General features: G+C 74.0%; 21 protein-coding genes. 7 read left to right on the top strand and 14 right to left on the bottom strand.

Annotated elements, in window-relative coordinates:
- Nucleotides 1-3: 3 nt before the first annotated feature.
- On the top strand, nucleotides 4-2,520 hold the full coding sequence (locus ACUW6W_RS08480; protein ID WP_454180120.1) for a heavy metal translocating P-type ATPase: 2,517 nt from the start codon (nucleotides 4-6) through the stop codon (nucleotides 2,518-2,520).
- Nucleotides 2,521-2,569: 49 nt separating this feature from the next.
- Here the strand turns inward: ACUW6W_RS08480 and ACUW6W_RS08475 are convergent, their stop codons facing one another.
- Nucleotides 2,570-2,983, bottom strand: coding sequence for a DUF4259 domain-containing protein (locus tag ACUW6W_RS08475; RefSeq protein ID WP_036384294.1), 414 nt, complete (start codon nucleotides 2,981-2,983; stop codon nucleotides 2,570-2,572).
- A 111-nt stretch (nucleotides 2,984-3,094) separates the two neighbouring features.
- On the opposite strand from ACUW6W_RS08475, the gene ACUW6W_RS08470 reads away from it, so the two are divergent.
- Nucleotides 3,095-3,652, top strand: a complete 558-nt coding sequence (locus ACUW6W_RS08470; RefSeq protein ID WP_020624655.1) for an SRPBCC family protein — start codon at nucleotides 3,095-3,097, stop codon at nucleotides 3,650-3,652.
- Between the two features lie 149 nt (nucleotides 3,653-3,801).
- Here the strand turns inward: ACUW6W_RS08470 and ACUW6W_RS08465 are convergent, their stop codons facing one another.
- Both ACUW6W_RS08465 and ACUW6W_RS08460 read right to left on the bottom strand, forming a co-directional pair.
- Nucleotides 3,802-4,119 (bottom strand): putative quinol monooxygenase, encoded by a 318-nt coding sequence (locus ACUW6W_RS08465; protein ID WP_020624654.1) that lies wholly within the window; start codon nucleotides 4,117-4,119, stop codon nucleotides 3,802-3,804.
- A complete protein-coding gene (locus tag ACUW6W_RS08460; protein WP_020624653.1) occupies nucleotides 4,116-4,556 on the bottom strand; it encodes a hotdog fold thioesterase in 441 nt (146 codons plus the stop codon). Before ACUW6W_RS08460 ends, ACUW6W_RS08465 begins: the two co-directional genes overlap by 4 nt.
- 61 nt (nucleotides 4,557-4,617) lie before the next feature.
- On the opposite strand from ACUW6W_RS08460, the gene ACUW6W_RS08455 reads away from it, so the two are divergent.
- Complete coding sequence (locus ACUW6W_RS08455) at nucleotides 4,618-5,520, top strand: alpha/beta hydrolase family protein (RefSeq protein WP_454180119.1); 903 nt, start codon at nucleotides 4,618-4,620, stop codon at nucleotides 5,518-5,520.
- A 148-nt stretch (nucleotides 5,521-5,668) separates the two neighbouring features.
- Here the strand turns inward: ACUW6W_RS08455 and adhP are convergent, their stop codons facing one another.
- The 4 genes from adhP to ACUW6W_RS08435 all read right to left on the bottom strand — a co-directional run bounded on the left by adhP (nucleotide 5,669) and on the right by ACUW6W_RS08435 (nucleotide 10,256).
- Nucleotides 5,669-6,700 carry an alcohol dehydrogenase AdhP gene (adhP, locus tag ACUW6W_RS08450; RefSeq protein WP_454180118.1) on the bottom strand — a complete coding sequence of 344 codons (1,032 nt, stop codon included), beginning with the start codon at nucleotides 6,698-6,700 and terminating at the stop codon, nucleotides 5,669-5,671.
- 54 nt (nucleotides 6,701-6,754) lie between these two features.
- Nucleotides 6,755-8,278, bottom strand: a complete 1,524-nt coding sequence (gene exaC, locus ACUW6W_RS08445; protein WP_454180117.1) for an acetaldehyde dehydrogenase ExaC — start codon at nucleotides 8,276-8,278, stop codon at nucleotides 6,755-6,757.
- A 122-nt stretch (nucleotides 8,279-8,400) separates the two neighbouring features.
- Nucleotides 8,401-9,828 carry a helix-turn-helix domain-containing protein gene (locus tag ACUW6W_RS08440; protein WP_049144862.1) on the bottom strand — a complete coding sequence of 476 codons (1,428 nt, stop codon included), beginning with the start codon at nucleotides 9,826-9,828 and terminating at the stop codon, nucleotides 8,401-8,403.
- Complete coding sequence (locus ACUW6W_RS08435; protein WP_036316759.1) at nucleotides 9,825-10,256, bottom strand: DUF779 domain-containing protein; 432 nt, start codon at nucleotides 10,254-10,256, stop codon at nucleotides 9,825-9,827. Before ACUW6W_RS08435 ends, ACUW6W_RS08440 begins: the two co-directional genes overlap by 4 nt.
- A 265-nt stretch (nucleotides 10,257-10,521) precedes the next feature.
- On the opposite strand from ACUW6W_RS08435, the gene ACUW6W_RS08430 reads away from it, so the two are divergent.
- Entirely contained in the window at nucleotides 10,522-11,082 is a 561-nt protein-coding gene (locus tag ACUW6W_RS08430; RefSeq protein ID WP_041103409.1) for a GNAT family N-acetyltransferase, read from the top strand.
- A 32-nt stretch (nucleotides 11,083-11,114) separates the two neighbouring features.
- On the opposite strand, the gene ACUW6W_RS08425 is transcribed toward ACUW6W_RS08430, so the two are convergent.
- Entirely contained in the window at nucleotides 11,115-12,770 is a 1,656-nt protein-coding gene (locus ACUW6W_RS08425) for a thiamine pyrophosphate-dependent enzyme (protein WP_049144858.1), read from the bottom strand.
- 167 nt (nucleotides 12,771-12,937) lie between these two features.
- Here ACUW6W_RS08425 and ACUW6W_RS08420 point away from each other — a divergent pair, with 167 nt between their 5' ends.
- Both ACUW6W_RS08420 and ACUW6W_RS08415 read left to right on the top strand, forming a co-directional pair.
- Nucleotides 12,938-13,702, top strand: a complete 765-nt coding sequence (locus tag ACUW6W_RS08420; RefSeq protein WP_069942012.1) for a CGNR zinc finger domain-containing protein — start codon at nucleotides 12,938-12,940, stop codon at nucleotides 13,700-13,702.
- A gap of 75 nt (nucleotides 13,703-13,777) precedes the next feature.
- Entirely contained in the window at nucleotides 13,778-14,773 is a 996-nt protein-coding gene (locus ACUW6W_RS08415; RefSeq protein ID WP_069942011.1) for an L-lactate dehydrogenase, read from the top strand.
- A 10-nt stretch (nucleotides 14,774-14,783) separates the two neighbouring features.
- Here the strand turns inward: ACUW6W_RS08415 and ACUW6W_RS08410 are convergent, their stop codons facing one another.
- From ACUW6W_RS08410 to ACUW6W_RS08395, 4 genes are all read right to left on the bottom strand, one after another.
- Complete coding sequence (locus ACUW6W_RS08410) at nucleotides 14,784-15,185, bottom strand: hypothetical protein (protein WP_049144854.1); 402 nt, start codon at nucleotides 15,183-15,185, stop codon at nucleotides 14,784-14,786.
- A 190-nt stretch (nucleotides 15,186-15,375) separates the two neighbouring features.
- Nucleotides 15,376-15,957: a hypothetical protein gene (locus ACUW6W_RS08405; protein WP_010079963.1), complete on the bottom strand. Its 582-nt coding sequence runs from the start codon at nucleotides 15,955-15,957 to the stop codon at nucleotides 15,376-15,378.
- A gap of 60 nt (nucleotides 15,958-16,017) precedes the next feature.
- The gene (locus ACUW6W_RS08400; RefSeq protein ID WP_069942010.1) at nucleotides 16,018-17,430 is read right to left on the bottom strand and encodes an MATE family efflux transporter; all 1,413 of its coding nucleotides are present in this window, start codon (nucleotides 17,428-17,430) and stop codon (nucleotides 16,018-16,020) included.
- 1 nt (nucleotide 17,431) lies between these two features.
- Complete coding sequence (locus ACUW6W_RS08395) at nucleotides 17,432-18,385, bottom strand: CPBP family intramembrane glutamic endopeptidase (protein WP_036317511.1); 954 nt, start codon at nucleotides 18,383-18,385, stop codon at nucleotides 17,432-17,434.
- A 143-nt stretch (nucleotides 18,386-18,528) separates the two neighbouring features.
- Here ACUW6W_RS08395 and ACUW6W_RS08390 point away from each other — a divergent pair, with 143 nt between their 5' ends.
- Nucleotides 18,529-18,942: a VOC family protein gene (locus ACUW6W_RS08390; protein ID WP_020621736.1), complete on the top strand. Its 414-nt coding sequence runs from the start codon at nucleotides 18,529-18,531 to the stop codon at nucleotides 18,940-18,942.
- A 10-nt stretch (nucleotides 18,943-18,952) separates the two neighbouring features.
- On the opposite strand, the gene ACUW6W_RS08385 is transcribed toward ACUW6W_RS08390, so the two are convergent.
- A complete protein-coding gene (locus ACUW6W_RS08385) occupies nucleotides 18,953-20,464 on the bottom strand; it encodes a SulP family inorganic anion transporter (RefSeq protein ID WP_020621737.1) in 1,512 nt (503 codons plus the stop codon).
- A gap of 63 nt (nucleotides 20,465-20,527) precedes the next feature.
- Nucleotides 20,528-21,622, bottom strand: coding sequence for a hypothetical protein (locus tag ACUW6W_RS08380; RefSeq protein WP_049147055.1), 1,095 nt, complete (start codon nucleotides 21,620-21,622; stop codon nucleotides 20,528-20,530).
- Nucleotides 21,623-21,627: the final 5 nt, after the last annotated feature.

Raw genomic sequence — 21,627 nt, 5'->3', positions numbered from 1 at the left:
CCCATGACCCACCCCGCCTCCTCCACCCCGGCCGGCCCGCAGTCCGAGACCACCCGCCGCGTCGACCTGGACGTCACCGGCATGACCTGCGCCTCGTGCGTGGGCCGCGTCGAGCGCAAGCTGGGCAAGCTCGAGGGCGTCACGGCGTCCGTGAACCTGCCGCTCGAACAGGCGACCGTCACCGCGCCCGCCGGCGTGTCGGACGAGGAGCTCGTGGCCGCCGTCGAGAAGGCCGGGTACGGCGCCACCGTGCGCCGTCCCGCCCCGCCGGCCGGACACGCCGGACACGCCGGGCACGCGCACACCTCCGAGCACGGCGAGGAGCACGGCGAGGAGCACGGCGAGGAGCATGCCGCGGACCATGACGGCGTGGACCACCACGACCACATGGCCCACGGTCCGAGTGAGGACGTGCTCACACCGCGCCTGATCGGCGCGGCGGTGCTGACGGTGCCGCTCGTGCTGATCTCCATGGTCCCGGCGCTGCAGTTCCCGCACTGGGGCTGGGTCGCGTTCGCCCTGGCGGCGCCCGTGGCGCTGTGGGCGGCGTGGCCGTTCCACTCGGCGGCGTTCCGCGCGGCCCGGCACGGCTCGTCCACGATGGACACCCTCGTGTCCCTGGGCGTGCTCGTCTCCTTCTCCTTCTCGGCCGTGGAGCTGATCCTGGCGCCGGACATGACCGCCCACGTGGGCGGGACCATGGCGGAGATGGCCCACCACAGCCTGTACTTCGAGACGGCCGCGGTCATCACCACGTTCCTGCTGCTGGGCCGCTGGCTCGAGGCCCGCGCCAAGCGGGAGGCCGGCGCCGCGCTGCGGGCCCTCCTGGACCTGGGCGCGGCCCAGGCCACCCTCTACGACCCCGAGACCCACGACGAGCGCACGGTGCCCGCCGAGTCCCTCGCGCCGGGCGACGTCGTGCTGATCCGCCCCGGCGAGAAGGTGCCCACGGACGCCGAGGTGCTCGAGGGCACCTCGGCCGTGGACGCTTCCCTGCTCACCGGCGAGTCCGTGCCCGTGGAGGTCGGCCCCGGGGACGCCCTCACCGGCGCCACCCTGAACACCTCGGGCCGGCTCGTGGCCCGCGCGACGCGGGTCGGCTCGGACACGACGCTCGCCCAGATGGGGCGGCTCGTCTCCGAGGCGCAGACCGGCAAGGCGCGCGTGGCCCGGTTGGCCGACCGCATCTCCGCCGTGTTCGTGCCGATCGTGCTCGGGATCGCCGTGCTGACCTTCGCGGTGTGGATGATCGTGACCGGCGACCTGCCGTCCGCGCTGCGCGCCGGCGTGGCCGTGCTCGTGATCGCGTGCCCGTGCGCCCTCGGCCTGGCGACCCCGGTCGGCCTGCTGGCCGGCACCGGCCGCGCCGCGCAGCTGGGCATCCTCATCCGCGGCCCCGAGGTGCTCGAGGACTCGCGCACCGTGGACACGATCGTGCTGGACAAGACCGGCACCGTGACCGAGGGCCGCATGGCGCTGGCGGACGTGCTCGTCCTCGACCCCGCTTTCGTGGCCGAAACGGGCGCCTCCCGGAGCGCTTTCGTTGACGAAACGGGCGCCTCCGGGAGCGTTTTCGTTGACGAAACGGCGCCGGACCGGGCCGCCGATGTCCTGCTGACCCTGGCGGCCGCCGTCGAGCGCGGCTCCGAGCACCCGATCGCCCGCGCGATCGTGACCGGCGCCGAGGAGCGCGGCCTGACCGTGCCCGGCGTGGCGGACTTCGCCTCCACGGCCGGCGGCGGCGTGTCCGGGCTGGTCGCCCTCCCCCACGACGACGGCGCCCTCGGCTCCGGCGCGCACGGCGCCGCCGGCCCGGATCCGGTCCGCGTGGCCGTCGGCCGCGGCTCCGTCCTCGAGACCGCCCTCGACGGCGGCATCCCCGCCGAGCACCGTGCCGCGTTCGAGGCGGCGGAGCAGGCCGGCGCCACGGCCGTGTGGGTCGCGGTCGGCGGCCGCGTGGCGGGCGTCCTGTCCGTGCGGGACACCGTGAAGGAGACCTCGGCGGACGCCATCGCCCGGCTCAAGGAGCTCGGCCTGCGCCCGCTGCTGGTGACCGGGGACAACGCCGCCGTCGCCACCCAGGTGGCGGACGCCGTCGGGATCCCGGCCGCGGACGTGGTGTCCGGCGTGCGCCCCGAGGACAAGGTGGACGTGGTGACGCGCCTGCAGTCCGAGGGCGCCGTGGTGGCCATGGTGGGCGACGGCGTCAACGACGCCCCGGCGCTCGCCGCGGCGGACATGGGCATCGCCATGGGCTCGGGGACGGACGTGGCCCGCGAGGCCGCGCAGATCACCGTGATGGGCGACGACCTGCACCAGGTGGTCCAGGCACTCGACCTGAGCCGTCGCACCCTGGGGATCATCCGCACCAACCTGTTCTGGGCGTTCCTCTACAACGTGCTCGGCATCCCGGTCGCGGCCCTGGGCCTGCTGAACCCGATGATCGCCGGCGGCGCGATGGCGGCCTCGAGCGTGCTCGTGGTGCTGAACTCGCTGCGGCTCACCCGCTACGCGCGCTGAGCCGGGGCGGGGCTGGCCGGGCCGGGTCCACCCCGGACCGGCCGGCCGGTCAGGGCAGGCATTCGCGGGAGTACTCGAGCCACTGCTCGAGCTCGCCGGACTCCTCCCAGAGCTGGTAGAGCTCGGAGCAGGAGGGCTCGCGGATGACCACGCCGATCAGCTCGCGCAGGGTCTCGACGTCCTCGTCCGAGAACTGATCGATGAAGGCGGTGAGGTCCACCTCGTCCGTCTCCGCGTGCTCGAGCAGGGCCTCGAGGTCCGCGTGGTCCTCGTTCCGGGCGATCCGCACGAGCGCCCCGAGGGTGAGGAGTGCGGCGCCCTGGCTCGCGGTCAGGTGGCCCTCGTCCTCGTCGCGACGGAAGTTCCTGCGGAATTCGTCCAGGTCGAAGGTGCCGTCGAGGACCTCGTCCACGATGTCCAACGCCGTGTCGTTCTGGAAGACGTTTCTGCCCCATGCGCCCATGACCTGACCCTAGGCCCGGGGCGGGCCCCCGGCAAGAGTCCTGTGGTGTCCCGCCGAGGGGTGCCGTCGCCTCCGCTTCCGGTGTCCGCGGCGGTTCCTAGACTGGGCGGCATGAGCACCGAGCCGACCCCCTCGTCCGCCACCCCCGAGACCGAGTCCGCCGCCGCGCCGTCGTCGTCCGGGCTGCCGCAGGCCGCCCCGCAGGCGGCGTGGCCCGAGCGCGTGGAGACCGGCGAGCACCAGGTGTCCTACCGGGTCACCGTGGCCGCGCCGGCGCACGAGCTGTGGGCGATGCTCGCGGACCCGCACCGCCATCACGAGGCGGACGGATCCGGGACCGTGCGGCCGAAGGTGAGCGGGCCGCACCGGCTGGCCGTGGGCGACCGGTTCCGCGTGGCCATGCGAAAGTACGGGGTGCCGTACACGATGACGCTGACCGCCACCGCCGTGGACGAGGACGAGCTCGTGGAGTGGGCCCACCCGGGCGGACACCGGTGGCGCTGGGCGTTCCGGGACAACGGGGACGGCACTACCGAGGTCACCGAGACCTTCGACTACTCGTGGGCCCGGCCGGCCGTGCGCCGCGCGTACGAGCTGCTGCGGGTGCCGGCGGACAACGGGCGGGGCATCCAGTCGAGCCTCACGCGGTTGGCCGGCCGTCACCTCTGAACCGACCGCGTCTCAGTCGGCACTTTCGTTCGGGAAACGGCGGCGTGTCGGGCACTTTCGTTCGGGAAACGGTCGGCCCTCGCGCCGTTTCTCGAACGAAAACGCGCCGGGGACCGCCGTTTCCCGAACGAAAACGGGGGGTGCGGGGGTCAGACGGCGGACCAGTGGGTCGCGGCCGGCGGCTGCGCCAGGTGCGGGGTGACGAGCGCACGCCACGCGAGGAACGCGTCGGACTCGCGGAAGGCCACGGTGTGGTCCTCGAGCGTGCGCCAGCCGATCAGCAGCCGGTAGCGCGCCGGGTCCTCCACCTGCCGGGACAGCGCGAAGGACGTCGCGCCCTTGTCCCGGAACAGCGGCTCGGCCTCGGCGACGGCGGCCTCGAACGCCGCCTCCGCCCCCGCGGCCACGTGCAGCTCCACCGACTCGACGACCGGCCCGGCCGTCGTCGCGTCCTGCCCGGCGCTCACGCGTGCACCCGCGGGCTCGTGGAGTGGCCGGTGAACCAGGCGACGAGCTGGCCGTCCGCCTCGATGCCGACCTCGATCATGCGGTCGCGGCCGAACTCCACCGACTGGCGGGCGGTCGCCACGAGGTGCGCGCCGAGCCTGGCGGGCGCCACGTAGGTGATCTCGGCGCGCCGGGTGACGGGGGCGGCGCCGAAGGTCGCCACGCAGTACGCCAGCGCCGAGTCCGCGAGGTGGAACAGGAAGCCGCCGTGGCAGATCTCGTGGGAGTTCACCATGTCCGCGGTGACGTCGCGGTGCAGCACCACGCGCCCCTCGGCCACCTCGCCGAGGGTGACGCCGTGCTCGCGCACCGCGGGGTCGTTCGCGTAGATCTCCTCGAGGCGGGCGAGGATCTCGTCCCGGCTCTGGCCGGACGAGCTCTGGGGGGTCTCAGTCATGGGCCCATTGTGTCGCAGGTCTGTGTCGCAGGTCGCGCCGCCCCGCGCCTAGGGTGGCGGCGTGACGCAGACCACCTCCACCCTCGTGCGCCTCCGCGCCCGCGACGGCTTCGTGCTCGCGGCCCGCCACTTGGCCCCCATGACGACGCCCCCGGCCTCGCCTGCCGGCACCGTGGTGATCGCCTCGGCGACCGGGGTGAAGGCCACGTACTACCGGCGCTACGCCGAGTTCCTGGCCAGCCACGGGTTCCACGCGGTCACGTTCGACTACCGGGGTGTCGGGGAGTCCCGCGAGCCGTTCGCCGTGGCGCGGCGGGCGCGGTGGGCGGACTGGGGCGCCCTCGACGCGGACGCCGTGCTCGGCTGGGCCCGGACGCGCCTGCCCGGCCCCCTCCTGACGGTGGGCCACAGCTTCGGCGGGTTCGGCGTCGGGCTCGCGGACGAGGCGCGTCACGTGGCCCGGCACGTGGCCGTCGGCGGGCAGCACGCCTACTGGCGGGACTACCGGGCGCGGCCGGGGAGGGCGCGGATGTGGGCGCGCTGGCACGCGGCGATGCCGGCGATCACGCTGGCCCGCGGGCACTTCCCGGGGCGGCGGCTCGGCTGGCTCGAGGACCTGCCGCGCGGGGTCGCCCTGGACTGGGCGCGCAGTCGCCGCGACTTCACCGCGAGCGCCCGCACCACCGCCGGCCGGGACGAGCTGCGCCGTCGTCTGGCCGCGTTCACGGCGGACGCGCTGATCGTGGCGCCCGTGGACGACGACTTCGGCACCGACGCCGCCCTCGACCGCGCGGACGCCTACTCGCCGGGTCGGCAGACGGTGCGCTGGCGGGTGCGGCCGGAGGAGCTCGGTGTCGCGGAGATCGGGCACTTCGGGCTGTTCCACGCGCGGTTCGCGCCGACCTTCTGGCCGGCCACGCTGGAGTGGCTGCGCGACGGCGTCGCCCCGGCGGCGGCCCGCTGAGGACCGGGCGTCGGGCGCACTGCGACCCGTCCCACGACGACGACGGCGGCCGCCCCGGCCCGGATCTCCGGGCGGGACGACCGCCGTCGCACTGGTGCGTGTGATGTGTCGATACTACCCCGCGCCCAGCGGATGCCCAGGCGGCACGTCAGTCCTGCATCGCGTAGTCGATGACGACGCGGCCCTCGATCTTGCCGTGGCGCATCTCGTCGAACACGTCGTTGATCTCGGTGAGCGGGCGGGTGTGGAACGTCGGGTGGATCTTCCCGGCCGCGTAGAACTCGAGTGCCTCGACCATGTCCTGCCGGGTGCCCACGATCGAGCCGCGGATGGTCAGGCCCTTGAGGACGATGTCGAAGATCGGCGCGGGGAAGTCGCCCGGGGGCAGGCCGTTGAACACGATGGTGCCGCCGCGGCGGGTCATCGCGATGGCCTGGCCGAACGCCTGCGGGTGCACGGCCGTGACGAGCACGCCGTGGGCGCCGCCGATCTTCTCCTGGATCTCCACGGAGGGGTCCGCGACGTTCGCGTTCACGGTCAGCTCCGCGCCGTGCCGGGTGGCGAGCGCCAGCTTGTCGTCCGCGACGTCCACGGCCACCACGCGCATGCCCATCGCCACGGCGTACTGCACCGCGATGTGCCCCAGGCCGCCGATGCCGGAGATCACGACCCACTGCCCGGGCCGCACCTCGGTCTGCTTCAGCCCCTTGTACACCGTGACGCCGGCGCACAGGATCGGGCCGACCTCCATCGGGTCCGCGCCCTCGGGGATCACGGGCGCGTAGCGGGCGTCCACGAGCATGTACTCGCCGAAGGACCCGTTCATGGAGTAGCCGCCGTTGATCTGCTCCTCGCACAGGGTCTCCCACCCGGTGCGGCAGTACTGGCAGTGGCCGCACGCGCCCCCCAGCCACGCGTTGCCGACCATGTCCCCGACCTTGAGGTTCTCGACGTCGGGTCCGACCTCCTCGACGATGCCCACGCCCTCGTGGCCCGGGATGAACGGCGGGGTCGGCTTCACCGGCCAGTCGCCCTCCATCGCGTGCAGGTCCGTGTGACAGACGCCCGAGGAGATGAGCTTCACGAGCGCTTGGTGCTGGCCGGGCGTCGGGCGCTCGACCTCCGTGACGTCGGCCTCTTTGCCGAACTGGGTGACGACGGCTGCCTTCATCGTGGTCATGGGGGATCACCTTTCGTGGAGTGGGGAGGGGGGTCGTGCGGTGCCGGCGTCGGCTCAGAAGAACCCGAGCTTGTCCTCGGAGTAGGAGACGAGCAGGTTCTTGGTCTGCTGGTAGTGGTCGAGCATCATCAGGTGGTTCTCGCGGCCGATGCCGGAGGACTTGTACCCGCCGAACGCGGCGTGGGCCGGGTAGGCGTGGTAGTTGTTCACCCACACGCGGCCGGCCTGGATCGCTCGGCCCGCGCGGTAGGCGGTGTTGCCGTTCCGGGACCACACGCCGGCGCCGAGCCCGTAGAGCGTGTCGTTGGCGATCCGCATGGCGTCGTCGAAGTCGGTGAACGTGGTCGTCGAGACCACCGGCCCGAAGATCTCCTCCTGGAAGATGCGCATCGAGTTGTCCCCGCGGAAGATCGTGGGCTGCACGTAGTAGCCGCCGGCCAGTTCGCCCTCCATCTCGGCGCGGGCGCCGCCGATCAGCACCTCGGCGCCCTCCTGACGGCCGATGTCCAGGTAGGACGTGATCTTCTCGAGCTGGTCGTTGGAGGCCTGGGCGCCCATCATCACGTCCGTGTCCAGGGGGTTGCCGGTCACGATGCGCGAGGTCCGCTCCACGACGGCGTCGAGGAACTTCTCCGCGATCGACTCCTGCACGAGCGCACGCGACGGGCACGTGCAGATCTCGCCCTGGTTCAGCGCGAACAGGGTGAAGCCCTCCTGCGCCTTGTCCCAGTAGGCGTCGTCGGCCGCCATGACGTCCTCGAAGAAGACGTTGGGCGACTTGCCGCCCAGCTCCAGGGTCACCGGGATGATGTTCTCCGAGGCGTACTGCATGATCAGCCGGCCCGTCGTCGTCTCGCCCGTGAACGCGATCTTGCGGATGCGCGGCGACTGCGCGAGCGGCTTGCCGGCCTCGAGGCCGAAGCCGTTGACCACGTTGACGACGCCGGCCGGCAGCAGGTCCGCGATCAGCTCGATGAACACCATGATCGAGGCCGGGGTCTGCTCGGCGGGCTTGATCACGACGGCGTTGCCCGCGGCCAGCGCGGGCGCCAGCTTCCACACCCCCATCAGCAGCGGGAAGTTCCACGGGATGATCTGGCCGACCACGCCGAGCGGTTCGTGGAAGTGATAGGCGACGGTGTCCTCGTCCACCTGGGACAGGCCGCCCTCCTGCGCGCGGATCGCGCCGGCGAAGTACCGGAAGTGGTCGATGGCCAGCGGCACGTCCGCGTTGAGGGTCTCCCGGACGGCCTTGCCGTTGTCCCAGGTCTCCGCGACCGCCAGCATCTCGAGGTTCTCCTCCATGCGGTCCGCGATGCGGTGCAGCACGAGCGCCCGCTCGGCCGCCGAGGTGGCGCCCCAGGCCGGGGCGGCCTTCCAGGCGGCGTCGAGGGCGACGTCGATGTCCTCGGCCGTGCCGCGGGCGACCTCGCAGAACACCTTGCCCGTCACGGGCGTGACGTTCTCGAAGTACTGGCCCTTGACCGGGGGTGTCCACTCTCCGCCGATGAAGTGCTCGTAGCGGGGCTTGAACTCGACCTTGGCTCCCTCGGTGCCGGGGAATGCGTAGACGGTCATGGTGCTGGCTCCTTTGCCTGCGGTTGCCTCGGCGCCGGGTGGCGCCCTGCCGTGGCTGTGACGCTAGTCACAAGGAGGTTGCACGAAGGTTGCGGCCGAGCGCGGGTGAGGGGCGGGCCGAGTCAGGCCAGGTCCCGCTCGATCCGCTCGAGCGTGGCCACGGCGAGCGCACGCCGCGGCGAGTCCGTCGGCAGCAGACGCAGGGCGGCGCCCCAGAGCTCGACGTCGTCGCGGGCCTCGGGGCGGCCCAGGTAGGCCCAGAGCTGTTCGACATCGGCGTCCTGGGCGACGGCCTCGCGCAGCGCCTCCCCCAGCTCCGCGCGGATCGAGGCGACACCGGGGGACGCCGACCGCGGCAGCACCGGCCCAGCCGCCGCGTGCAGCGCACGGTCCAGATCCCCGGCGCGCAGCGCCTCCCGCGCGCACAGCAGGTCCGCGTGCACCTCCCCCACGAGCCGGTACGGCCGGGACAGCAGCTCCACCGGCGCCCCCACGTCCTGCAGCGCCCGGCGGAGTCGATGCACCTCGGCGCGCAGCGAGATGGCGCGGGCGGGGGCGGCGCCCGGCGCGGACCGGGGCCCGGCCATCTCCTCCGGATACAGCGCGACCTCGAGCTCGGCGCCGGTCAGGCCCGGACCGTGCCACGCGAGGAGGGTGAGGATCTCGGCGTGCCGGCCGGTGAGCTCGACCCCGTCCAGCGTGGGCGGCAGGTGGCCGGTGACGCGCAGCAGGCCCGCGGCGGCGTCGTGGCGGTGCGGCGCGGCGGCGGGGCTCGGCCCCGGCGAGGCGGACGGCGGAGCCGAGGGGCCCGGCGTCGTGACGGTGCCGCGGGGACGGCCCCGGGACGGGGCGGGCAGGTCCCGCCAGGCGGCGTGCACGGCGTCCACGGTGGCCTGGAGCAGCGGCAGGGCGAGGTGGCTGACGGCGTCCTCGCCGCCCGTGAGGTCCAGGACCCCGACGAGCCGCCCGGTGGCCGGGTCCGTGAGCGGGACGGCCGAACAGCTCCACGGGTGCACGCGCGGGCTCAGGTGCTCGCCGCGGCTGACCTGCGTGGGGGCGCCGGTCGCGAGGACGATGCCGGGGGCGGAGGTGCCCATGGACGCCTCGGACCAGTCGGCGCCGGCCACGAAGCCCATGGTCTCGGCGTGGCGCACCGCGGTCCGGTCGCCCTCGACCCACAGCAGGTGGCCGCGCGCGTTGCCGATCGCGGCGAGCATCCCGGCCTCGGCCGCGGGGTGGATGAGCATGCGGCGGACCACCGGCAGGGCCACGGCGAGACGCTGCTCGCGGCGGGCGGCGGCGAGGTCGTCGTCGGCGAGGGTGGCCGGGTCGGTCTGGCCGGGCACCGCGGGGGTGAGGGCGCCGAGGGAGCGCAGCCAGGACTCGCGGACCTCCCGGCGCAGCCCCTGGAGGGCGGCGCGCAGGCCCTGGTCCGCGCCGGTCGGAGCGGTGGGCGACGACGGCGCGAGCGACAGGCGGACCGAGGCGAGGGACTCGTGGGCCCGGTCCACGGCGCGTCGGTAGGCGCTGGTGGCGAGGGTCGAGCTCATCCCGAGCCTGCCATCAACCGCGAGCGGATCAGGAACCGCTTGCCCTCGGGCGCCTCGACGGAGAAGCCGGAGCCGCGCCCGTCCACCACGTCCAGGGTGAGGTGGGTGTGCTTCCAGTATTCGAACTGGGCGGCGGACATCCAGAACGGGATCTCCACGGCGGCCTGGTCCCCCTCGGCCGGCAGCGCGAAGGTGCCCAGCAGGACGTCGGCGGCGCCGGTCGTGAAGTCGCCGGCGGGATAGCACATGGGCGCGGAGCCGTCGCAGCAGCCGCCGGACTGGTGGAACATGAGCGGGCCGTGGATCGGGAGGAGTCGGCGGATCAGCTCGAGCGCCGCGGGCGTCATGGCGACGCGGGACACGGTTTCGCCCGGCAGCTCGGGGCGAGCGTCGAGCGCATGCTCCGCCGACGAGGACGGCACGGTCATCGCGACCTCCTGGGGATGGGCGATCGTCGGTCCCCACACCCTAGCCTCGAACGTGATCCACGTCACCCCTGCTCGTGTCGTGGGGGGCGCGGCGGCCCGGGGGCTGTGCCGCGAGCCAGACGTTTCGGCTGCAATCAGGGGCTGATCACGACCGAAACGTCTGGCTCACGGCGCGGGGGTGGCGCGGAGGTGGGGAAAGCACGAGGGCTGGGGCGGCGGGCGGCTCACGCGGCCACGCCCGGCGTCCCCCTCGTACACTCGGCACATGCTCCCGGACCCCAGCCCCACCGTCACCGTGGACGGCCTCCTGCTGCGCCCGCTGCGCGCCGCGGACGAGATCGCGGCGCGCGAGGCGGACGCCGAGCTGCATCGGGAGGGGTTCGACTTCCTGATGGCCGGCACCCGCTCCTTCCCCGCGATCCGCCGCGCGTTCGCCGCCGAGGCGCGCGGCGACGTCGAACCCGGCCGCGTGCCCGCCTCCTTCTACGTGGGCGTGGACGAGGCGGGCCATCTGGTGGGCCGGGTGTCCGTGAGGTGGGAGCTGAACGAGGCGCTGCGGCACGTCAACGGACACGTGGGCTATGCGGTGCGCCCCGCGTTCCGGCGGCGGGGCCACGCCGCGCGGCTGCTGCGCGGCGCCCTGACGCTGCTGGCCGCACGCGGGGTGCCCGCCGCCCTGCTCACGTGCGACGAGACGAACACCGCCTCCGTGGCCACGATCCGTGCGTGCGGGGGCGTGCTGCGGGACCGGGTCGAGGCGGACCTCGACGGTGCGCCCTTCCCCGTGCCCCAGCTGCGCTTCGACGTCCCCACGACGGCGGCCTGACCGGAGGGACGGCGGGGACCGCGCCGCCGGCCTCAGTAGGCCTTGACGCGCTGCTCCACGATCAGGTGGATGAGCGCGAACCGGCCCTCCTCCTGGACCGCCTTGAGCGCCGCGTCCACGGCCGCCGGCACGTCCGCGTCCCGCTCCACGCGCACCCCGAAGCCGCCGAACGCCTGGGCCATGGCGGCGAAGTCGGGGTTCTTCAGCTGGGTGCCGGAGACGCGCTCGGGGTACTCGCGCTCCTGATGGGTGCGGATGGTGCCGTACTCCTGGTTGTCCATGACGATCACGAGGGGCTTCGCGCCGTACTGCGCGGCGGTCGCCAGCTCCTGACCGTTCATGAGGAACTCGCCGTCGCCGGCGATGGTCACCACGGTGCGGTCCGGGAAGTTCAGGGACGCGGCCACGGCGCCCGGCACCGAGTAGCCCATGGAGCCGTTGCGGGCCGAGATCATGGCGCGGTAGCCCTCGGTCGGGAAGTACCGGTGCGCCCAGTTGGTGTGCTCGCCCGCGCCGAGGGAGATCATCGAGTCCTTCGGCAGCTTCGGCACCAGGTTGGCCATGAGGGTGGCCATCTTCGCCTGACCCTCGGACGGCTCGGCCGGGGGCAGGGCCGCGAACTTCTCCTGCTCGCCGCGCATGCGGGAGGTCCACTCCTCCCACTCCGGCTTGACCTCGAGCTCCATGCGGACGAGGTCGCGGATGAACACGTCCGGCTTGGCCACGATCTGGTGGGACACGGGGCCGGAGCGGCCGCGCAGGGACGGGTCGATGGTGACCAGGAAGTTCTTCTTGTCCCAGTTCTGGCGGATGGTGAAGCCGTTGGTCACGACGTCGCCCGGCACGGTGCCGACGAACACGATGAGGTCGGTCTCCTCGAGCATGTCGTAGGTCGGCTTCGGGCGACCGTAGCCGATCGGGCCCACGTAGGACGGCGAGGAGAACGGCACGGTGCCCTCGGTGCGCCACTCGGCGGCGGCGGGGATCTTGTGCTCCTCCAGCCACGTCGTCAGGGTCTGCGCACCCTCGTCCGTCCAGTCGTTGCCACCGGTGATGAACAGCGGCTTGCGGGACTCCTTGAGCGCGGCGTGCAGGGACTTCCAGTCCTCCACGGTCATGCCGCCCGGGGCCACGGGGATCTGCGGGTGCAGGTGCGCGTCGATCTCCTGGCGGATCACATCCTCCGGCAGGCCGACGACGACGGGCCCGGGCCGGCCCGAGCTGGCGGCGAACATGGCCTCGGCCACGATCTCGGAGGCGCGCTCCGGGTGGTCCAGGACCATCACGCGCTTCGCACCGGTGCCGAACCAGGCGTGCGGGTCGAACTCCTGGAAGGCCTCGCGGTCGCGGTGCTCGAACGGGATCAGGCCGACGAACAGCACGAGCGCCGTCGAGTCCTGCCACGCGGTGTGCAGGCCGACGTGGGCGTTCGCGGCGCCCGGGCCGCGCGTCACCATGGCGACGCCGGGGACCACGTTCATCTTGCCGTCGGCCTCGGCCATGTACGTGGCGCCGCCCTCGTGGCGGCACACCACGTTCTCGATGCCCGAGTCGTACAGGCCGTCCAGGACGTCCAGGTAGGACTCGCCCGGCACGGAGTAGACGCGCTTCACGCCGTGGGACTCGAGGGTCTTGACGATGACGTGCCCGGCGGAGAGGCGACCGGTCGCCTGGGAGGTCTGGGACATGGAGGTCTCCTGTGCTGGTTCGGGGGCCCCTCCGGCCCCGTGGGTGCACCCCGCCGCGCAGACGGGGTCCGTGGGGGTCAGGGTACTGGACGGGACGGCGCCGGAGGCCACCCGATACGCGGCGTGAAGCCGGTGACGGGAGGGCGGACCCGCCGTACGCTTTCCCCATGCTCTCCGCGCCGACGCTCTCCCGCCTCGCCTCCCTGGCCGCGTTCCTGAACACCGCCCCCGGCCTGCGGGGCGGTCAGCCGGCCGACGAACGGTTCACCGCCGCCACGCAGCTGCCCTCCCTCGTCCCTGAGCTCCAGGAGGACGAGGTCCGCCTCCGCCTGGCCGCCGCCGCGGCCGTGCGTGGCCGCGAGCTCCGCGGCCGTCTGGCCGAGGTCTGGGCCCTCGCCGCCGGGGACGAGGCGGCCGCCGTGGAGCGCGTGAACGCCCTCCTCGCCGCGGCCGGCCCGCTGCGGCTGACGGCCGGGGGCGACGTCGTCGGGCTGGCCCCGGCGCAGGTCCCCGCCGACGCGGTGGAGCGGCTGGCCGCGATGGCCGCCCTCGCGCTGGCGGAGACCGCGATGGACGGCGAGCTGACCCGCCTGCGCGTGTGCGAGGGCGAGGACTGCGAGAACGCGCTCGTGGACGCCAGCCGGAACCGGTCCAAGCGGTTCTGCGACGAGGCCAACTGCGCCAACCGCACCCACGTGCGCTCCTACCGGGCACGGCTGGCCGAGGCGGCGGAGTCCGCCCCCGCGGCGGATCCGGCCGGGCCGGAGGAGGCGGAGGCGCCGGAGGCCGTCGTGGACTCCGAGGCCGCCGCCGACGAGCCCCGCCGGGAGACCAAGAAGGAGAAGAAGGAGCGCAGGAAGGCGGAGAAGAAGGCCCGCAAGAAGGCGGAGAAGAAGGCCGGCAAGAAGAAGTCGGACAAGAAGAAGGACTGACCCGGCCCCACCCGCCGGGGGACGGGGCGGCCTCGTGGTTCCGTCGGCCGACCGGACACCCCTAGCCTGCGAGGCATGAGCGAGCACACCCCCGCCCACTCCCCCGCCGCCCCCGCGTCCCTCGGACCCGCCCACCGCAAGGTCGGCGTCGTGGGGGCCGGCGGCGTCGGCACGGCGATCTGCTATGCGGCGCTGATCCGCGGCGTCGCCCGCGAGGTCGCCCTGTACGACATCGACGAGCCCAAGGTCCGCGCCGAGGTCCTCGACCTGGCCCACGGCACCCCGTTCACCTCCGCGTCGGCGATGACCGGCGGCGCGGACCCGGACGTCCTGGCCGGCTGCGAGGTCGTGGTGATCACGGCCGGCGCCAAGCAGAAGCCGGGGCAGACCCGCCTCGACCTCGGCGCGCACAACGTGGAGATCCTGCGCGGCCTGCTGCCCCAGGTGCAGGCGCACGCGCCGGAGGCGCTGATCGTGCTCGTCACCAATCCCGTGGACGTCCTCACGCTGGTGGCCCAGCGCCTCACCGGTCTGCCTGCCGGCCGGGTGATCGGCTCGGGCACCCTCCTGGACACGTCCCGCCTGCGGTGGCTGCTGGCGTCGCGGGCGCAGGTCCACCCGTCGTCGGTGCACGCGGCCATCCTCGGCGAGCACGGGGACACGGAGTTCCCCGCGTGGAGCTCGGCGCGCATCGGCCCGACGCCCATCCTGGAGTGGCCGACGCCGGTCGACCCGCTGTTCACCCGCGCCGACCTGGACGAGGTGGCGGACACCGTGGTGCACGCCGCGTACGAGGTGATCCAGGGCAAGGGCGCCACCACGTACGCGGTCGGCGTGGCCACGACCCGCCTGCTCGAGGCGATCCTGCGCGACCAGCACGCCATTCTGCCGGTCTCCACCGTGCTCGACGGCGTCCACGGGCTCTCGGACGTCGCCCTGTCCATGCCGTCCGTGGTGGGGCGCGACGGCGTCACCCGCGTGATCCAGCCCGAGCTGGACGACGCGGAGATGCGGGCGCTGCACGCCTCGGCGGACGCGCTGCGGCGGGAGGCACGCAGCCTCGGGTTCTGAGGCGCCGGGCTCAGGCGCGGGGGGCGTCGCCTCCGGTGCCGCCCTGCTCGCGGCGCTCGGCGGCGGCCTGGGCGCGGCGGTCGGCGGCGGCCTTGCGGAACATCTCCTCGGAGGAGCGGTTCACACCGGAGCCCTGGGAGAGGTGGTCCGGGTTCTCGCGCGCGGCGAGCTGCAGCATGGCCACCACCACGAGCGAGGTCATGAAGAAGACGCCGAAGGCGATCAGCGCGATGTCGACGCGCAGTGGATTCTGGGTGCCGCCGGAGGCGGTGATGCCGGCGATCACCCCGCCGATCAGGCCGAGCACGGCGGAGAAGACGAGCGGGCCCTTGACCGTGGTGCGCAGACCGCCGCGTGCCGGGCGGCCGGATCCGGCGCGATCGGCGGACGGGCGGGGGGACGGTGCGCTCACGGCGGGACTCCTGACGGCTGGGGGCGGCTGGGGCGACACGGCCCGCGCAGGCGCCCGGGGCTGAGGCCCTCGGGGCGCGGCGGACCGGAGCCAGTCTACGCGTCCGGCCGACGGGTGGCCCCTCGGGGCCCCGAGGTCCTCCCCCGGCGAACGTCCGCCCCGCGGGTCAGGACGACGACGTCGGCCCGGTTCAGAGGCCCCTGGCCGTGCCCCGGTCCCGGCGCACCTCGTGGTGGAAGCCGAGCCCGGAGACCATCAGGAGCACGCCGATCAGGATCGCCCCGCCGCCGGCGATGCCGAGCAGGGCGTGCGGGCCGAAGCCCTGCAGGGCGGCCACGACCACGCCGCCCCCGGAGAGCAGGCCCACGAGTCCGGTCCACAGCTGGTCCCGCGCGGGGATGAACTCGCGGCGGTGGCGGGCCCACGCCACGAGCTCGGCGACGCCGCCGAGCACGAGGGCGGCGCCGGCCGCCACGCCCACCGCCGCCGGGGACCCCAGGAACAGCAGCACGATCACGCCGAGCATCCACGCGGCCGCCGCCAGGGACAGCGGGGAGCGCATGGCCACGGGCACCGGGTCGCGGCGCAGGTACTCCCACATCGCCGAACCGGAGAACGCCAGGTACAGCGCGAACATGACCTTCATCCACGTCAGGCCCGGCTCGGCGACGAACACGGTGGTCAGACCGAACGCCAGCGCCACCACGGCGCGGATCAGGATCGGCTTGAACACCACGGACGAGATCTCGAGGGGGGTCTGCACGGTAGCCACCGCCCCAGTCTAGGAGCAGTGCGGCCGCGGCCCGGCCCGCGCGTCACCGCCCGGACGCGCTCACCCGACGCCGAGCCGCATCCAGTCGTCGCGCCGGGCCCGCCAGCCGAGGGTGAGCGCCCGCATCCCCATGTAGACCCCTGCGAAGCCGAGCCAGAGCAGGCCCAGCTGCACGCCGGCGTCGGGCACGGCGGCGTTCGGTCCGGGCCAGGCCGCGGTCCAGCCGAATCCGCCCGTGGCGAGCTGCGCGAGCACCCAGAGCGCCGGCGCGTAGACCACGAGGTTCACGAGGCCGGCGAGGGCGAGGTAGCGGGCGTCGCCGGCGCCGATCAGCACGCCGTCCAGCACGAACACGTACCCGGCCACCGGCTGCCCGGCGGCCAGCACCCACAGGCCCACGGTGGCGGCGGCCTGCACGGTCGGGTCCGTGGTGAACAGCCCCGGCAGCACCGGTGCCGCCAGGGCCAGCACGGCCCCGGTCACGACGCCGAAGCCCAGCCCCCAGCGCACCATCGTCCGGGTGAGGCGACGGGCCGCATCCGGCCGGGCGGCCCCGAGCTCGGCGCCGATCAGGGCCTGCGCGGCGATCGCGAGGGCGTCGAGGGCGAACGCCAGCGTGGAGAACAGCGTGAAGACGAGCTGGTGCGCGGCGAGGGTGAGGTCGCCCGCGCCGGCGGCGGCCATGACGGTGATGAGGATGGCCGCGCGCAGGCTCGCGGTGCGCAGCAGCAGCCACGAGCCCACCTGGGCCGTGGCGCGCATGCCCGACGCACGGGGCGCCCACACCGTGCCCGAGCGGCGGAAGCGCGGGGCCAGCACGAACAGGTATGTCACGAGCATCGCCCACTGCACCACGGACGTACCGACGGCCGAGCCAGCTACGCCCCAGCCCAGCCCGTACACCAGGGCCACGTTCAGCCCGATGTTCGCGCCGAAGCCCACACCCGCCACCACGAGCGGCGTCACGGTGTCCTGGAGGCCGCGGAGCACCCCGGTGGCCGCGAGCACGGCCAGCAGGGCCGGCAGCCCCGGCATGGACCAGCGCAGGTAGGCGACGGCGTGGGCCTGCACCTCGCCCGTCGCGCCGAGGGCCGCCGTCAGCGCGGGGGCCGCGAGCCAGCCGAGGACGGCCAGCACCGCGCCGAGCAGCAGGCCCAGCCAGATGCCGTCGCGGCCGCGGTCCATCGCGGCGGCCGGGTTCCCCGCCCCGATCAGCCGGGCCACCGCCGGGGTGGTGGCGTAGGCCAGGAAGATCATGAGGCCGGTGAGCGTGTGCAGGATGGTGGTGCCGATCCCGACGCCGGCCAGCTGGGCCGTGCCCAGGTGCCCGATGATCGCGGTGTCGGCCAGCAGGAACAGCGGCTCCGCGATGAGCGCGCCGAACGCGGGGACCGCGAGCGCGAGGATGCGCCGCGTGAGGGCGCGCGCGTCCTGCGGGGCGGGCGCCGCCGTCGAGCCGGAGGGTCCTGCCATCTCAGCCCAGCAGGGCCAGCAGCGGGGCCAGCGCCGTGGTCGGGGCAGTGGGGCCGGGCAGCGTGTCCGGCAGCAGGGGGGCCACGAGGTAGAGCATCGCGATGGCGATGCCGTTGTTCACCATGTGCAGCAGCACCGCGTACCCGAACGAGCGGCCCATCAGGATGTAGGACACCGTGATCGCCACCGCGAGGGTCAGGTACGGGACGGTCTCCACGAGCCGGAAGTCGCCGCCGGTGCCGAGGAAGTGCAGGAGTGTGAACGCGAGCACGGAGACCACGGCGCACACCCACACGTTGATCCAGCGGGAGAGCTTGCCGATCAGCAGGTGGCGGAACAGGTACTCCTCCACGAGCGGGGCGGCCACCACGGTCATGAGGATCATGAGCACGGGCGGGGCCTGCGTGGTCATCTCCTCGAGCGCGGCCTGGTTGGCGCTGGTCTGCGCCTCCCCGATGAGGCTCAGCACGATCACGTTCACGACGATGCACGCCAGCCACGTGGCGGGCAGCAGCAACAGCTTCCACCACGTCCCCGTGCGGAACACCCGCAGCGACGTCACGAGCGGGCGCCAGGCCACGGCCAGCACGAGCACCACGAGGATCGCGTAGCTGACGATGTTCACCGTGAACCCGTCGCGGACCAGGTCGAACGCCTCGAGGTCACCGGGGACCAGGCCGAGCGACACCGCCAGCCACAGCCCCAGCCCGAGCACCATGAGCGCCACGTACACGAGCACCACGACGGCGTCGCCCCAGTGGAACCGACCCGGGGTCCAGTCCGGCGCGGGGCGGGCCGCGGGCCGGCGGCCGGGCCAGCCGGCGGGGACGCCACCGGGGGCGCCGGGGTGCCCGTGCAGGCTCGGGGCGACGGCGGCGCGGCGGGCGGACGGCCGGCCCGACGGCGGCCAGCCGGCGGGCGGACCGGCCGGCGGGCCAGAGGGAGGAACGCTCATGGCGGCCACGCTACCAACGGGGGCGGACGCGCCAGGCCGCGGGCGCCGTCGTCGGGAGCGGCTCCGTGGCCCACGCCACGCCCGCGCGCCCGCGACACGCGCGCGGTGGCGGCGGGCCGAACGCCTCGTCTACGGTGCTCCCCATGGCCTTGTTCTCCCAGCCGGTGTTCATCAACCTCCCGACGACGGACACCGAGCGGATCCGTGAGTTCTGGACGACCCTGGGCGCCACCGCAATGGACGACTACTCGGACGAGCACTCGGTGTGCATCGAGCTCACCGAGTCGACGTACGCGATGTACCTCAGCCCCGGCTACTACACCGACTTCATCGGCAACCGTGAGATCGCCGACTGCCTCACCACCAACTCCGCCCTCATGGCGCTGACCGTCGGCGACGCCGCGGCGGTGGACGCCCTGGCGGACCGGGCGATCGAGCTCGGCGCCGCCGAGGTGCCCCTGCCCGAGGACCTGCGCGAGGAGATGGCCGACTCCGGCATGCACTCCCGCGAGATCGTCGACCCGGACGGGCACCAGTGGGAGTTCGTCACCGCCTGAGCCCGCCGGCTCAGGCGCCGAGTCGCCCGGTGAGGCGCGCGTGCATCGCCGCGGAGGCCTCGTTCAGCCCCGTCACCTCGGCGTGGATCCCGTGCCGGGCGTACTTGGTCAGCACCGAGTCGAGCGCGGCCACAGTGGAGGCGTCCCACACGTGCGCGGCACTCATGTCGATCACGACGCGCGGCGGGTCGAGGGCGTACTCGAACTGCGAGTAGAGGTCGTTCGAGGACGCGAAGAACAGGGCGCCGTGCACGCGATACGTGACGGCGTCGCCGTCGTCGTGGACCTCGCGGACCACCGTGACCAGACGCGAGACGCGCTGAGCGAAGAGCACCAGCGCAGCGAGCACGCCCACACCCACGCCGATCGCGAGGTTGTGAGTGAGCACCGTGGCCGCCACGGTCACGACCATGACGGCGGTCTCCGAGCGCGGCATCGCGCGCAGGGTGGCGGGGCGCACCGAATGCCAATCGAAGGTGGCGGCGGCCACGAACATCATCACGCCCACGAGCGCGGCCATGGGGATCTGCGCCACGAAGCCGCCGAAGGCCACCACGAGCACCAGCAGGAACACGCCCGCGAGGAACGTGGAGATCCGGGTGCGGGCGCCGTTCGCCTTGACGTTCATCATGGTCTGCCCCACCACGGCGCAGCCGCCCATGCCGCCGAACAACCCCGAGACCACGTTCGCGACACCCTGCCCCCAGGACTCGCGCGTCTTGTCCGAGCGGGTGTCGGTGATGTCGTCCACGAGCTTCGCGGTGAGCAGGGACTCGAGCAACCCCACGAACGCGATGCCGACGCTGAACGGCAGGATCAACCGGAGGGTCTCCCACGTCAGCGGGACGTCCGGCAGGCCGAGCACGGGCAGCGCATCCGGCAGCGCGCCCCGGTCCCCCACGCGCGGCACGGCCAGGCCGGCGGCCATCACCAGGGCGGTGACCACGACGACGGCCACGAGCGTCGCCGGCACCGCCGTGGTGAGCCGCGGCAACAGCACCACGATCGCCAGGGCCAACGCCGTGAGCGGGTACACGAGCCACGGGACGCCGATCAGCTCGGGCAGCTGCGAGGTGAACACGAGGATGGCCAACGCGTTGACGAACCCCACCATCACCGAGCGCGGGACGAACCGCATGAGCCGGGCCACACCGAACACGCCGAGCAGGATCTGGATGACGCCGCCGAGGATGATCGCGGCAAGCAGGTGCCCCACCCCGTACGCGTGGGACAGCGGTGCGACGACCAGCGCCACCGCCCCCGTGGCCGCGGAGATCATGGCGGGCCGGCCGCCCACGATCGCGGTGGTGACGGCCATGGTGAAGGACGCGAACAGCCCGACGCGCGGATCCACGCCCGCGATGATCGAGAACGCGATGGCCTCCGGGATCAGGGCGAGCGCCACCACGACCGCGGCCAACACCTCGGTGCCCAGCAGCCGAGGGCTGCGCAGGGTGCGCAGGACGGACTGCCGCTGGAGCGGCGTGAGGGCAGGCGGGGGCGCGGCGGGTAAGGCGGGCATGCTCCCGAGGGTAGCGGTGCGCGGGCGGGGTGCCCGCCGGTGAGCGGGCCCGCCCGCCACCCCTCACGCCGTCCGCATCACCCGCACGGGGTCGCGGAACGCGGCGAACGCCGCCGGGGCGAGGCTGGCCAGCAGCGCGGTGAGGGCGGCCAGCACGGCCACCGCCGCCACGAAGTCCACCCCCAGCGTCCCGCCCTGGCCGGCGACGACGGCGTACCCGGCTCCGGAGCCCAGCACGGCGCCCAGCAGCGCAGGCACGGCGGTGCGCACGGCCACGAGCAGGATCAGGTCTCCGCGGCCGATGCCGAGGGTGCGGCGGCGGCCGAGGTCGCGGCGGCGGATGAGGACGTCGGCGAGCACCACGATGGACACGAAGAACGCGCCGGCTCCGAGGATCAGCAGCAGCAGGGAGCGTCCGAGCCCGGCGAGCTCGCCGGTGATCACCTGGTTGCCGGCGGAGAGGGCACGGGCGGTCTGGATGGAGGAGGCGCGCGGGTCGGGGTCGATCACGGCGAGCGCGGCCTCCTGCATGGCGCGGGTGCCGGCGGTGTCGGCGGCGAGGACGCGGACCTGCTGCATCACGAGGGCGTCCGGGGCGGCGGGGACGGTGAGGGCGTAGCCGTCGAGGTCCTGGAAGGGGTCCTGGGCCTGGAACGCCCCGACGACGGCCCACTGGCCGCCGTCCGTGGCCTCGATCGCTCCGGAGGGCTGGGCGAGGCCGAGCTCGGCGAGCTTGGCCTCGGGGACCACCACCTCGCCGGGGGCGGGCAGGCGGCCGCGGGTCAGCACGATGCCACGGTCCAGGGTGCCGACCACGTTCGTCACGGCCACGCGGGCGCCGCCCCGGCCGATCCCGGTGTTCACGGCGTCCATGGGCGAGTCCCGGGCGAGGGCGGCCTCGGCGGTGTCGAGTCCGGCGAGGGTGGCCGCGGTGGCGCCGGTGAGGAAACCGGTGCCGCCGGTGTCGGTGACGGTGAGCACGCGGGCGCCGGGGCCGGAGAGCTCTGCGGCGACGGCCGCCTCGGTGGCGGCCTGCCTGCCCACGGTGGCCACGGCGGCGAAGCACATGGCGGCCACCACGAGCAGCACGAGGGCGGAGGGCACGGGAGAGGTGCGTGCGGCGGTGACGGCTTCACGCAGCAGGGTGCGCAGGTTCATGGGCG

It is taken from the genome of Micrococcus sp. 093350064-1, assembly GCF_053627955.1.
The sequence above is the reverse complement of the archived record's forward strand: the minus strand, read 5'-3'. Positions and strand labels throughout refer to the sequence as shown.